The organism is Vaginella massiliensis (assembly GCF_900089075.1).
GTDB classification, from domain to species: Bacteria; Bacteroidota; Bacteroidia; order Flavobacteriales; family Weeksellaceae; genus Weeksella; species Weeksella massiliensis_A.
Genome location: NZ_LT593739.1, coordinates 1 through 855, shown reverse-complemented (window position 1 = coordinate 855; position 855 = coordinate 1). Strand labels below are relative to the sequence as shown.

Here is an 855-nt window from a genome sequence, read left to right as displayed (position 1 = left end):
ATAACGGGAAAGGGCTTGGCGAAGGCGGGGATAAGAAAGCCGGAAATTCCAACTAAACCCGAACCGAGCAAAAACCATTTTCGTTTTTTCAAAATTACAAAAAATAAAAAAACTAAATGGTTTTTTGCGGCGAAAAGTGCTGAAATCTTCAAAATGATAACTTCAACCCCGCTTTTGCCAAACCCATGTTATCTGCCGTTTTTCTTATATTCACATTGTTGAACATTGCAATTTTCAATTTTTTCTTTTAGTTCATCATAGTTTACGCAATTTGTTAATCTGGAAAGAGAATTTAAAGTAATTGAACTTTGGCTTCTTTGATAATTATCAATAACACAAGTTGGAAGAACATAAAATTCCCATTGTTCCATTTTCATTGGGTCAATTGTTTCTTGGTCTTTGTTATGTAATAGGCAGAAAACGTAAACATCTGCGTGTCTTTTTGGTTCTCCTCGTGACATTCCATTGTCGGCATCCCAAAATTGAGCAGTTCTAATTGAAAATGAAATTTTTGAATATTGTTTTTGAGCCCAACTTTGAATGTATGCAGCAGATTTAACTTCAATTTTTATTCCTGTTTCTGAAGTTACATCATAAGCATCCCATTCATCACGTAAATTTTTAGGGTTCATTCCAACAGCAGTTCCAACAATAAATTCTGCAAATCTTCCACGAGTTGCATTACTCAAAATGTCAGAAACACTCCATTGCCAAAATTCAAGTAAAGAATATCCTACACTTTTTTCATTAAAAGTCAAATGTTCGTTTCCAATTTTTGGTGTCGCTTTTATCGTTTTAAGTTCAATTTCATTCATTTATGCGGGATTTTTTATAAAATGGCAGATAACGTTTTGG

At 33.3% G+C, this 855-nt stretch carries 1 protein-coding gene; it reads right to left on the bottom strand.

What is annotated here, in order from left to right; genetic code table 11:
* Positions 1-188: 188 nt before the first annotated feature.
* Entirely contained in the window at positions 189-815 is a 627-nt protein-coding gene (locus BN8061_RS00005) for a hypothetical protein (RefSeq protein WP_068595102.1), read from the bottom strand.
* Positions 816-855: the final 40 nt, after the last annotated feature.